General features: G+C 65.3%; 6 protein-coding genes, 3 tRNA genes and 1 pseudogene. 4 read left to right on the top strand and 6 right to left on the bottom strand.

Annotation, left to right across the window (positions count from 1 at the left end; all coding sequences use genetic code 11):
- Window positions 1-820: pseudogene (locus J0L98_RS14705) on the top strand (hypothetical protein); the annotation flags it as partial.
- 26 nt (window positions 821-846) lie between these two features.
- On the opposite strand, the gene J0L98_RS14700 reads toward J0L98_RS14705, so the two are convergent.
- From J0L98_RS14700 to J0L98_RS14685, 4 genes are all read right to left on the bottom strand, one after another.
- Window positions 847-1,695 (bottom strand): D-hexose-6-phosphate mutarotase, encoded by an 849-nt coding sequence (locus J0L98_RS14700; RefSeq protein ID WP_296412519.1) that lies wholly within the window; start codon window positions 1,693-1,695, stop codon window positions 847-849.
- Between the two features lie 18 nt (window positions 1,696-1,713).
- Window positions 1,714-2,319 (bottom strand): DNA-3-methyladenine glycosylase I, encoded by a 606-nt coding sequence (locus J0L98_RS14695; protein WP_296412518.1) that lies wholly within the window; start codon window positions 2,317-2,319, stop codon window positions 1,714-1,716.
- Window positions 2,319-5,006: a bifunctional acetate--CoA ligase family protein/GNAT family N-acetyltransferase gene (locus tag J0L98_RS14690; protein WP_296412517.1), complete on the bottom strand. Its 2,688-nt coding sequence runs from the start codon at window positions 5,004-5,006 to the stop codon at window positions 2,319-2,321. Before J0L98_RS14690 ends, J0L98_RS14695 begins: the two co-directional genes overlap by 1 nt.
- A 223-nt stretch (window positions 5,007-5,229) precedes the next feature.
- Window positions 5,230-7,983 (bottom strand): PAS domain S-box protein, encoded by a 2,754-nt coding sequence (locus tag J0L98_RS14685; RefSeq protein ID WP_296412516.1) that lies wholly within the window; start codon window positions 7,981-7,983, stop codon window positions 5,230-5,232.
- Window positions 7,984-8,265: 282 nt separating this feature from the next.
- Between J0L98_RS14685 and J0L98_RS14680 the strand changes: the two genes are divergently transcribed.
- The 3 genes from J0L98_RS14680 to J0L98_RS14670 all read left to right on the top strand — a co-directional run bounded on the left by J0L98_RS14680 (window position 8,266) and on the right by J0L98_RS14670 (window position 8,571).
- Window positions 8,266-8,342 (top strand) — tRNA-Pro (locus tag J0L98_RS14680).
- Between the two features lie 27 nt (window positions 8,343-8,369).
- Window positions 8,370-8,443 (top strand) — tRNA-Arg (locus tag J0L98_RS14675).
- Window positions 8,444-8,495: 52 nt separating this feature from the next.
- Window positions 8,496-8,571, top strand: a tRNA-His gene (locus J0L98_RS14670).
- A gap of 114 nt (window positions 8,572-8,685) precedes the next feature.
- Here the strand turns inward: J0L98_RS14670 and J0L98_RS14665 are convergent.
- Both J0L98_RS14665 and J0L98_RS14660 read right to left on the bottom strand, forming a co-directional pair.
- On the bottom strand, window positions 8,686-10,065 hold the full coding sequence (locus J0L98_RS14665) for a sigma-54 dependent transcriptional regulator (protein ID WP_296412515.1): 1,380 nt from the start codon (window positions 10,063-10,065) through the stop codon (window positions 8,686-8,688).
- Window positions 10,062-11,936: an ATP-binding protein gene (locus J0L98_RS14660; RefSeq protein WP_296412514.1), complete on the bottom strand. Its 1,875-nt coding sequence runs from the start codon at window positions 11,934-11,936 to the stop codon at window positions 10,062-10,064. Before J0L98_RS14660 ends, J0L98_RS14665 begins: the two co-directional genes overlap by 4 nt.

The following is an 11,936-nucleotide window of genomic DNA, read 5'->3' as shown; positions in this document are numbered from 1 at the left end:
GGTGGCGCGTGAGCCCCGCGGCCTGCGTCGCGGCCGTGTCGAGCCGGCGCTGGAGCCGGTGCCGACGCCGGCTCCGGTTGTAGCGCGTCAGCCCGCTCTCAGGGGCGGTGCTGCACCCATCGGGCGCGAGGCTTTCGTTCCCAGTTCGCCCCCCATTTCCCGCGCCGAGGCTGTGAGACAGCTCCAGGGGCGGGTGGCAGCGCCTGCCACGGCGCCCCGTGCATCACTGACCCTTCCGCCGCCTGCGGCAGAGGTTTCCCTCGCTGCAGCCCGTCCGACGACAGTGGCCGAGATGCCTGCTCCGACAACCAGCGAGGCGCCCAGGCCCGTTGCTCGCTATACCCCGGCACCTTCCGAACTGTCCGGCCCCGAGGCCGCGGCTGCCGCAGCGGCAGCCCTGAACGCGTCGCGTGCCGCCGAAGCGCCACGTCCGTCTTCTCCGCCAGTGTCCGAGCCAGCGCAGCTTCCTGCGGAGCGTGCCACGCCGGTTGTTCCGGTTGTTCCGGTTGTGCCGGCTGTCGCGCCGGCCGCTGCGCCCCAGCCGCAGCCCCAGGCTCGCTCCGGGCGCGGGGTGGCGCGGGCTTACGCGATGGATGGGGCAACCTTCTATCAGAGTGGCCGCAAGATCCGTGTTCAGGGGCTGGATGCCCGTGATCCGGGGATGAGCTCCGAGCATGCGACCCAGCGCCTGCAACGGGCGCTGGATGCGGGGAGCGTGACGGTGGAGCCGGTGGAGGTGGATGGTTCCGGCCATACCGTGGCGGTGGTGCGGGTGAATGGCCGCAATGTGGCAGATGCCGTGCGGGCTTCAACCAACTGACAAGCACCGAGGGCAGTGAAGCTGCCTTACATCGCCACGAGGGTCTGCCGGCCCCACCAGGAGGCGCCGGCGCCCAGTTCGATGGGCTGACGCACAGCCGCCGCTTCCACGCAGAGCATGCGGCGGAAGCCGTCGGCGGGCATGTCGGCCAGCTGGCGGCACTTGTCTTCCCAGGGGTTCCAGATCACCACGTCGGGAAAGTTCTCGGCGTGGATGCCCATCGCCCGGTGGTCTTCGCGCACCAGCAGGGTTGGTGGCGTGCCGTGGTAGATCCGGTCGGTCTCGTCTTCGATGAGCACGCCGACACCACTTTCCTTCTTCACCCTGTTGTCGTCCGCCGAATCCCGATAGTCAAGCCCGCGCAGCCCCTCGATGCGCAGGGCTTCCACTTCGCGCACCTTGAGGTAGGTGTGCAGGGCGGTGGTGAAGCTGAAGGGCGCGTCGCCGGTATTGGTGACTTCCAGTTCCATGTCCAGACGTCCGCCACCGATGGAGATGCTCATCTCCGCTGAAAAAGCGTGGGGCCACAGGGCGCGGGTGTCGGCATCATCCTCGAGCTGCAGGGTGGTGACGGCGAAATCCTTGCCGGCGCGGCTGTTGGTCACCTTCCAGGCCTTGTTTCGGGCGAAGCCATGCTTGGGCAGGGGGCCTTCGCCGGCAAACTGGGGGAAGCACACTGGGACGCCACCGCGAATGGCGGTGTGGCCATCAAAGATGGCCTTCGGGCTGAGGTAGAGGCGGTCTTCGCCGCCGGCCGGCGTCCACGACAGTAGTTGCGCGCCGAACAGGCTGATCAGGGCGACGGCGCCGTCGGGGGTTTGCAGTTTGATGACGGGCTGGCCGTGCAGCTCGGCCATTTCAATCGGGTCAGTCATGATTCCGGAGGGTGCGGGTTACAGAGGGCGCGATGATAACGCGGCTACTTCCCCGTGGCGGAAACAGTCAGTGGTGTGGTCGTTCACCAAGCCGGCGGCCTGCATGAAGGCGTAGCAGATGGTGCTGCCGACGAAACGGAAGCCGCGCTTCTTGAGCGCCTTGCTGAGTTCGTCGGAAAGGGCTGTGCTGGCCTGGGCGTCGGCCAGGCTGCGCAGGCTGTTCTGGATGGGGTGTCCGTCCACAAAGCGCCAAAGCCACGTATCGAAACTGCCGAACTCGGCCTGGATGGCCAGGAAGGCGCGGGCATTCTCGACGGTGGAGGAGATCTTCAGGCGATTGCGGACGATGCCCGGGTTCTGCATCAGCGCGGCCTGATCGGCCTCCGTGAAGCGGGCAACGCTGGCCGGATCGAAGTTGGCGAAGGCTTCGCGATAGGTCTCACGCTTGCGCAGGACGGTGATCCACGACAGCCCGGCCTGGGCACCTTCGAGGGTCAGGAGTTCAAACAGCGCCCGGTCGTCGTGGAGCGGAACGCCCCACTCGGTGTCGTGGTAAGCCTGGTATAGGGGATCATCCCCGCACCAGGCGCAGCGCACGGGGTTGGTGGGTGCGCTGCCCATCATCAGCCCTGCAGCATCAGGGCACCATGCTTGATGGTGTTATCTTCCGGATCGTTGGTGAGCACGAAACCGAGGCTCTGGACGAACTTGAGCATGCGGTCGTTGTTGGACAGGAAGATCCCGGTCATGGCGTGGAGGCCACGGTTGCGCGCGGTTTCAATCAGCACGCCCATCAGGCGGCGGGCCAGGCCTCGGTGTTGCCAGTCCTCGGCCACGACGATGGCGAACTCACAGGTTTCCCCGTCTGGATTGACCGCATAGCGGGCCACCCCGATCTCCACCTCCGCACCTTCTTCCTCAATGGTGGCCACAAAGGCCATTTCCCGGTCGTAGTCGATCTGGGTGAGGCGGGCGACCATGGCAGGCGGCAGCTCGCGCATGGTGTTCATGAACCGCAGGTATTTGGTTTCCGGCGTCAGCTTGCGTACGAACTCGACTTCCAGGTCTGCATCCTCGGGCTTGATCGGGCGGATGACGATCTCGCCTTCGGGCATCGAAACCTTGGTGATGAGGTGGGACGGGTAGGGATGGATCGCCATGTGGTCGTAGCGGTCCGCCGTGGGGGCGATGTTGTCCACCACGATGCGGGCATCCACGGCAACGGCACCGTTCTCGTCCACGATCAAGGGGTTGATGTCCATCTCGCGGATCCACGGCAGCTCGCAGACCATTTCGGAGATGCGCAGCAGCACGAACTCCAGCGACTCCATGTTGATCGGCGGCATGTTGCGGTATTCGCCGAGCAGGGTCGCCACGCGGGTGGATTTGATCAGATCCTGGACAAGATAGTTGTTCAGGGGGGGCAGGGCGACGGCACGGTCCTTCTGGATCTCCACGTGGGCACCGCCTTCACCGAAGGTGATCACCGGGCCGAAGACCGGGTCGCGGAAAGCACCGACCATCAGTTCGCGGCCATAGGGCTTGAGGATCATCGGCTCGATGGCGACGCCGTTGATGATGGCATCGGGGCGCTTTTTCTTCACCTCTTCCAGGATCTCCTGGTAGGCGCTGCGCACGGCGGCCAGGCCGCGCAGGTTCAGGCGCACGCCACCCAGCTCGGCTTTGTGGGTGATGGACGGGGAGTCGATCTTCATGGCCACGGGCAGGCCGAGTTCCTCGGCCAGCACCATGGCCTCCGTGGCCGAACGGGCCACCACGGTTTGTGCAATGGGAATGCGGAAAGCGGCCAGCAGGGCCTTGGACTCCATCTCGTTGAGGTTCTTGCGACGCTCGGAGAGGGCTGTCTCGATCACCAACCGGGCGCTCTCGACGGACGGCGGGTTGAGATCGGAGGACAGGGAGCTGGGGGTCTGCACCAGCAGCTTCTGATTGCGGTAGTAGGCCGAGATGTGGCCGAACAGCTCGACGGCCGGTTCTGTGGTGCGGAAGGTGGGGATGCCGGCCGCTTCGAAGAGCTTGCGCCCTTCGCGCACCTGCTCCTCGCCCATCCAGCAGGTGAATACCGGCTTGTCCGCGGCCCGTTCGATATCGATGATCTTCTGGGCGACCTCGGTCGGGCGTGTCATGGCCTGGGGGGTGAGGATGGTAAGAACCCCTTCCACGTTCTCGTCGGCAAGCACGATCTCTAGGGTCTTGGCGTAGCGCTCCGGGTCGGCATCGCCGATGATGTCCACCGGATTGCAGTGCGACCAGTTGGCCGGAAGAATTTCGTTGAGCTTGGCGACGGTGCCGTCACTGATCTGGGCAAGGGGAATGCGCAGGTCGGCGGCGCGGTCGGCGGCCATCACGCCCGGCCCGCCTCCGTTGGTGATGACGGCGAGGCGGTTGCCACGCGGGCGGAAATGGGAGAACAGGGCGTTGGCGGCAGCGAAAAGCTGGCCCAGGGTGTACAGCCGGATCACCCCGGCACGGCGCAGGGCGGCGTCGAACACGGCGTCCTCGCCGACCATCGCGCCCGAGTGCAGCAAGGCGGCCTGGGAGCCGGCCGGGTGGCGGCCGACCTTGATCAGCAGCACGGGCTTGACCCGGGCGGCAGCCCGCAGGGCGCTGACGAAGCGGCGAGCATCCTTGATGCCTTCCACGTAAAGGAAAATGCTCTCGGTACGGGAGTCCGACACCATGTATTCGAGAACTTCACCAAAGTCGATGTCCACCGAGGTGCCCAGGGACACCACCGATGAGAAGCCCACATTGTTGGGGCGCGCCCAGTCGAGAATGGCGGAGCAGAGGGCGCCGGATTGGGAGATCAGGCCGATGGAGCCTTTGATCGCGCCACCGTCGGCAAAGCTGGCGTTGAGGCCCAGCTCGGGGCGCAGCACGCCCAGGCAGTTCGGCCCCAGCAGGCGAATACGGTGTCGACGGGCGTTTTCGAAGGTGTTCTTCTCGAGCATGCGACCGCGCGGGCCGGCATCGGAAAAGCCCGAGGGCAACACGACGACGCACTTGGTGCCTGCACGGCCGCAGGCGTCAACGATGGCCGGAACCCGGTCGGCCTTGGTGGTGATGACGGCCAGATCGAGGCGCTGGGGAATGTCCTCTGCACTCTTGTAGCACGGTACGCCGAGCACTGATTCGTGCTTGGGATTCACGGCGAAAAGCTTTCCCTTGAATCCTGCTTCCAGCATGTTGCGGACGAGGATGTTGCCCAGGGACATTTCCCTTTCGCTGGCACCGATGATGGCCACGGAGCGGGGTTCGAAGAGGGGCGTGAGGTAATGCTGTTCGTTCATGATGAGTACTCGGCTGAGTGCGTTCGTGCGGCTATTGACCTGCCGTTGCCACGGGGACGTCGATCACGTATGGGGTCGGGCGGATTTTACCCCGCAGGTGTTGCGTGCGCATGAGAATAAACTGACAGGTGTTGCGCCGCACAAAGCATTGTGTGACAGAAGCCCTGGCCCTGCACGCACAAAGTGTTGCATGGCAGCAACGATGTTGTTCTGCCGCGATGTTTCAGTGGCTGAGCGTGAAGAAGAAACTGGCACCTTCGTCCGGGGTGGACTCCGCCCAGACCTTGCCTTCGTGGCGCTGGATGACCCGCTGCACGGTCGCCAGGCCAATCCCCGTCCCATCGAATTCGCTGATGCCATGCAGGCGGTGGAAGGGCAGGAAGAGTTTGGACGCGAAGCTCATGTCGAAGCCGGCTCCATTGTCGGAGACGCAATAGACGATCTGTCGGTCGCGCATTTCCGCATGGAAGCGGATCCGGGCAAGCTCCCGTCGGCTGGTGAACTTCCAGGCATTGCGCAGCAGGTTGTCGAGGGCAACCCGGATCAGGGCCCGGTCCGCAGCGGCGGTCAGACCGGGCTCGACACTGGTTTCAACCAGGCGGTCGGGTTCTTCCTGGTGCAATTCTCCGAGGATCTGTTCGACCAGCTGACTCAGATTGACGGTTTCGCGGCGCATGCTTTGGCGGGTGAGGCGGGCGAGATCAATCAGATCGTCGATCAGCCGGGCCATGCGCTGGGTGGCTACCCGGATGCGCTGCAGGTATTCACGGCCGATTTCATCGAGACGGGGGGCGTAGTCTTCCGCGACGATCTGCGCAAAACCGTCGATGGCGCGAAGGGGCGCGCGCAGGTCGTGGGAGACGGAATAGGAGAAGGCTTCGAGTTCCCGATTGGAGGCTTCCAGCTCGGCGGTTCGCACGCGGACGCGGGCCTCAAGTTCCCGGTTGAGGTTGCGCTGGGTCTGCTCGGCTTCCTTGCGGACGGTAATGTCGTCGAGGGTGCCGGAACTCCCCACCACATGGTCGTATGTATTACGCAGGGGGCGGATGGTGGCTTCGACCCAGCGCGGGCTGGCGGCCTGGGTGCGCAGGCGGAATTCGAACTGCCCGATGTCCTGGTAGCCTTCGCGAATGGCACTCAGGCAATGGCCAACCCGGCCCCGGTCATCCTCGATCACGAAATCAAGGAGGTTCTGACCGATGCTCAGCCGCGTGTCGAAACCGGTGGTATTGCGCCATGCCCGGTTGAGGAAGGTGATCCGCCCCTCGGCGTCGGCCTGGAAAAGGACCTCGTTGACCGATTCGACCACGTCCCGGTACATGGCCTGACTCTCGCGAAGCACCTGTTCGGCCAGCAGCCAGCGGGTCACATCCCGCAGCACATAAAGCACGGCCCGACTGCCCTGGAAATTGATCCGCACGCCGGCGGCCTCGGCATTGATGGTCTCTCCGTCAAGCCGGCGATAGCGCAGTGGCAGGGGGGGCAGGCGGTGCTGTCGGGCATCCGCATCAAAGTCCGCCAGGCGTGCGGCCTCCATCTCCCGGTCGTCCGGGTGGGTCAGGCTGAGAAGCTCGATCCCTTCGAGCCGGGCCGTCTCGCTGCCGCCAAGGAGTTTCCGGCAGGCGGCATTGGCCATGCGGATCTGACCGCTGACAACGACAAGGCTGGCCTCGGGAGAGTGCTCAAAGAGGGCCTCGTAGCTTCGTCCGACTGCTTCATGGCCGGCAACACTCGCATGCAGGGCGGTGATGTCATTGCGTACCAGCAACAGGCTTGGCGGGCCGCCTTCCGGATCATCGATGCGCCGAGCGGCCTCGTGGCCCCTGCCTCTTCCGCCGTCGGCGCGGCGGTATGTCATCTCGCGGGAGATTTCGCGGGGCTTGCCAGTCAGGCCAAGCTGGCGGAAGGCCTGGCCGGCCGCCGTGTCGTCTTCCGCCAGCGCGACTTCCGCGGGCTGCATGATCAGGTCAGCCACGGGACGACCCAGCATTTCGGCGAGCGCCTGATTGGCTTGCAGGAGGCGTCCATCGGCGGCGATTCTCCCCATGCCGACGGGCGCGTACTCGAAGATCTGCCGGAACAGGGCTTCATCCCGAGCCAGTTGCTGCCGTGATGCGATCTCTGCCGTGACGTTACGCGTTGTGCCGCAATAGCCGGCAAAGACCCCGCGCTGATCGAACACCGGAATGCCGGACTCCATCAACCAAACCGGACGCCCTTGTGCGTCGTGGCGGCAGAACAGGAAATCGGAGAACGGTTCGATTTGACGCAGGTGTGCGATATGACTGGCCCAGGGTTCGCTCGTCGGCGATACGCCGGGCAATTCCCAGCGCCGGCTTCCCATCACGTCTTCAGCGGCCAGGTCGGTCAGATGCCCGGAGCTGGCCGTGAGTGTGGTGTAGCGCAGATCCGCATCCTGCTCCCAGTAACCGTCGTGGGCGTAGGCGATGAGTGCGACGGTGCGCTCCTCGCTTCTTTCCAGATCTGCCGCCAACCGCGCCCTTTCGGTGACCTCCCGGCCAATGCCCCGGTAGCCGGCGAAGTGGCCATCCGCATCGAACTTCGGCCGCCCCTTCAGCTCCAGGTAGCGAGTTTCTCCGCCCGGGGTCCGGCGGGGCAGGGTTGCGGCGAGCGGGCCATGGCGTGCCATGGTCTCCTCAAGGGCCGCGGCAAAATCCTCAGGCAGATCGGGTAGAACCACTTCCTTCCAGTTCCGGCCGATCACGCCCTCAGGCGCGATGCTGGGAGCGGGCGGTGCGTCGGGAATCGCGACGAAGCACAGGTCCGAATCGACTTCCCAGAGCCAATCACCGGAGGCTTCAATGAAGTCCCGCCACGGGGTTTCGCTGGCCCGGGGTGTTGCCGAAGGTGCTGGGGGCCGCCGTCTCAGCAGGCGCCGTGCCACCAGCCCGGCAGCCAGGCCACTCACGCCTCCGAGCAGATAGGGCGCCGCTGCCGTGTCGATGAAGCCAGGCATGCTTTGACTGGCTGCGACAGCGAGGGGCGAAAGAAGGCCTCCCGCCAATAGGAGACATGCAAGGCGCGCCCGACGGGGCGGCGAAGGGGTACGGGGAAGAGCCATCGAGCCCTATTATCGTTTGCGGAAACGGACTTGGTGCCGCTTCAAAGCGGCCTGACCATGTGGCTTGACACGGAGAGTGCAAGAATATGTTCTCACCACGGCATTTTCGAGGGCGAAATAGATTTGTTTGAAACCTGTTTGACGGGAGCCGAACGGATATGTATTATTCGCGCCTCTCGGGGTGTAGCGCAGTCCGGTAGCGCGCTTGCTTTGGGAGCAAGATGTCGGGAGTTCGAATCTCTCCACCCCGACCAAAGCTTGACCCCGGTGCCCGCGGCGATCTGCCCGTAGCTCAACTGGATAGAGCACCGGCCTTCTAAGCCGGGGGTTACAGGTTCGATTCCTGTCGGGCAGGCTCTGGAAAATTTGCTCATTGGGTCGGCGATGCATATCGACGATCCGCAGTGGCGGCATTAGCTCAGTTGGTAGAGCACTGGATTGTGATTCCAGTGGTCACCGGTTCGAACCCGGTATGTCGCCCCAACGATTCACGAATAAAGGCCCTGCGCAGTCAGGGCCTTTATTCGTTTCAATGGGTCAGCCTTGGCACTTCCCCCGTTCCGGCGAAGTGGCGCCGGCACCCCTCCGGTCAATTGTTCAAGCGCCCTCGCCCCGGCTCTTCAGCCCGTGGCGTTCCAGCATGCGGTAGGCCGTGCGTTCGGACACGCCCATCGCTTCAGCCACCTTGCGGCGGTTGCCCTGATGGCGGTCGAGGAGTTCGGAGAGATAGTGGCGTTCGATCTCGTCGAGGGTGGGCTCGCCGTGAAAGGTCACCGGTCCGCAGGCGACTGCGGTCTGGGGGTCGAAGCCGGGGTCACGCAAGGGTGGCAGGTGCTCGGGCCCGGCCAGGCCGGTGTGGCTGGCGAGGATCAGGGCGCGCTCCACCACGTTGCGCAGTTCGCGCACGTTGCCTGGCCAGTCGTAGGTCACGAGCCGGGCCAGTGCCGCGTCCGAGAAGCCCACCAGGCGCCCATTGCGCGCCCGCGCTCGGGCAAAGTGGGCCACCAGCCGGGGGATGTCCTCGCGACGATCGCGCAGGGGGGGTACGTTGATCTCGAAGGCGGTGAGGCGGTAGTAGAGATCGGCCCGGAAGCGGCCTTCCCGGACCATCTGGGTCAGGTCGCGGTTGGTGGCGGCAACGATGCGCACGTTGGCACGCAGATCCGTGGTGGCGCCAACCCGGCGGAAGCGTCCGGTTTCGAGCACGCGCAGCAGCTTGGCCTGGATGGCCGGGCCGATGTCGCCGATTTCATCGAGAAACAGGGTGCCCTCGGCAGCCGCTTCAATGAGGCCGGGCTTGAGGCGGTCGGCCCCCGTGAATGCGCCCCGCTCATGGCCGAACAGTTCGGTCTCGAAAAGGGTTTCCTGCAGGGTGCAGCAGTCCACGGCCACGTAATGCCCATCCCGGCGTCGTCCGGCGTCATGAATTGCGCGGGCTACCAGTTCCTTGCCGGCGCCGCTTTCACCGCGCACCAGCACGGTGACCTCGTCGTCGGCGACGGCCTCAATGAGATCCCACACCTGGCGCATGGCCGGGCTGGCGCCGACCATGGGGTTGTCGGTCAGCCCTTTCCGTGCGGCCTTCAGGGCATCGCCGGTTCGTCTAAGCCGCGTGCCTTCCAGTGCCCGCTGGATGACCAGCTCGAGTTCTTCGAGATTCACCGGCTTGACGAGGTAATCCACCGCGCCGAGCCGCATGGCCTCCACGGCCTGATTGATTGAGCCGTAGGCGGTGAGCATGATCACCGGGCGGGTCTGGACAATCTCGGTAAGGGGGGTGAAATCCCGCGCGTCGGGCAGGTTCATGTCGAGCAGCACGAGGTCCGGGGCAATCTCGTCAATGCGGGCGCGTGCTTCCGCCCAGGTGAGGGCACCGTGCATGTCGAAGCCGCTGCGGACCAGGGTCTTGAGCAGCAGGCGGTTGAGTACGCTGTCGTCTTCGATCACCAGGATCGAGTGCTGGACCGGTGCATTCATTCGGTGTCCTCGTCGGCGCTGCGCATGAAGACATGGAAGGTACTGCCCTGACCCGGCCGGCTTTCCACTGCAATACGACCCCCATGGCGTTCAAGGATGGCCTTGCAGATGGCGAGGCCAAGACCGGACCCACGGCGGCCATCGGCGCGCCGGCTGAAGAAGGGCATGAAGATCAGGCCTTGCTCCTCGACGGGAATTCCGACGCCCTCGTCGCTCACCGAGAAATGGAAGAAGCCCGCCTCCCGCGACAGTCCGATCTCAAGGGTACCGCCGGCGGGCATGGCGTGAAAGGCATTCTGCAGCAGGTTCAGCACGACCTGGCGCAGCTCGGCCTCGTCGTTGAGCACCCGGGCGTCCGGTGCTTGCAGCGTCATGTTGACGGTCACCCGGGCGGAGCGGGCTTCCTCGGCGAGCAAGGCCACCACATCCTCGACCGCCGTGCGCAGGAGCACCGGCCGGGTTCCGCCAGGGGGGTGGCTGAGCGTCATGAGCCGCTGGGTGATCAGGGCGCAGCGGTCGATCTCCTGATCCACAAGCTCGAGGTATTCGGTGACATCGGCAACCCCCATTGAGCCATCACGCAGTCCGCGCAAGCTTGACTGGAGGGCGAGGCGGATGGAGGCGAGTGGATTGTGGATCTCGTGGGCCACCCCGTTGGCCAGCAGGCCGACCGCGGAGAGACGCTGCTCCTGGGAAAAGCGTACCTGATCGTCAAGGGAGCGGATGGCCTCCACCACTAGCTGGCGGCCATCGGGCCCGACCAGGGGGGCGGCATGGATCTCGACGCTGACTGGTGTGTCGTCGCGACGCAGCATGCTCATCACCGTGCGCAGGGGCTCCGGCCGTTTCTTCAGTTCGGCGACCGGACAGGTGACAAGCGTCACCGGGCAGGGCTCGCCGAGGCCGCGGCCGATGCGATGGCAGGGTCGGCCGCGGACGGCATCCAGGGGGCGCTGAATCAGGGTGGCGTAGGCCTGATTGGCAAGGACGATGCGGTAATCCTCGTCGATGACAACCATCGGGTCGGGGGCAGCGTCCACCAGGCCCTGGAGGAAGACCCCTTGTTGGCTTGCCTGTTCGATCATGGTGCCGAGACGGCCGGTCATGGCGTCCACCTGCTTGCCGAGCTGGCCGAGCTCGCCACCCGACAGGCTGCCGGCGCGGGCTGACAGATCACCGTCGGCAACCGCCGCGGCAACGCCCGCCAGTCGATCCACCGGCGCCAGCACTTCGCGCCGGACGACCCACCAGATGGCCAGCGCCAGCACGGCGAGGGCCGTCAGGCCCAGGGGGAGCAGGCGACGTGCCTGGTTGACGGCCCGGCTCTCGTCCTTGGGAGGTGTGAACTCCAGAACCAGAACGCCATTGACCGGATGTGTTTCCGTGGCGCCGTGGCAGCCGCCGCAGCGAGCCTGGTTGCGGATCGGGTAGGCGATGCGAAGGAGCCCCGTCGCACCTGTCTCTAGGGCGTCCAGTCGTGGCGGCGATGCGGTGCAGCCGGCGCTCAGACACAGACCGCGGACCCACTCGGGGTGCTGTTGGCCCCGGTCGCCCTCGCGGGACGCAAAGCGGACTTCGCCACTGGGGTTGAGCAGGGCGGCGAAGTGTACGCCGGGCAGGCTCCCCAGGTGGATGAGGGTTTCGGTCAGACCCGGCAGATCACGCCGCAACATGGCCGAATGCAGGCTTGTTTCGAACAGGGCCGCAAGCCGGTGGGCGGAGGCCTCGTGCTCCATCTGCATGGCCGTCCCCGAGATCCACACGACGCCGCCGACGAGCAGGCTGGAGGCGCAGAGCAAGGCCAGCATCAGCACCAGCATGAGCCTTCGTGCAAGGGAGGTGGCAAACCACAGACGGGAAAGCGGAGACAT

The organism is Zoogloea sp. (assembly GCF_017302315.1).
In the GTDB taxonomy this organism is placed as follows: Bacteria; Pseudomonadota; Gammaproteobacteria; order Burkholderiales; family Rhodocyclaceae; genus Zoogloea.
Note: the sequence above shows the minus strand (reverse complement) of the source record. Positions and strands in the feature narration are given on the sequence as shown.

What these genes read in the sequence shown, in the direction of transcription:
- J0L98_RS14685 (WP_296412516.1), bottom strand. Translation starts at nt 7,983, where the DNA reads ATGCCTGGCTTCATCGACACGGCAGCGGCGCCCTATCTGCTCGGAGGC.
- J0L98_RS14660 (WP_296412514.1), bottom strand. Translation starts at nt 11,936, where the DNA reads ATGTCTCCGCTTTCCCGTCTGTGGTTTGCCACCTCCCTTGCACGAAGG.
- J0L98_RS14700 (WP_296412519.1), bottom strand. Translation starts at nt 1,695, where the DNA reads ATGACTGACCCGATTGAAATGGCCGAGCTGCACGGCCAGCCCGTCATC.
- J0L98_RS14695 (WP_296412518.1), bottom strand. Translation starts at nt 2,319, where the DNA reads ATGATGGGCAGCGCACCCACCAACCCCGTGCGCTGCGCCTGGTGCGGG.
- J0L98_RS14665 (WP_296412515.1), bottom strand. Translation starts at nt 10,065, where the DNA reads ATGAATGCACCGGTCCAGCACTCGATCCTGGTGATCGAAGACGACAGC.
- J0L98_RS14690 (WP_296412517.1), bottom strand. Translation starts at nt 5,006, where the DNA reads ATGAACGAACAGCATTACCTCACGCCCCTCTTCGAACCCCGCTCCGTG.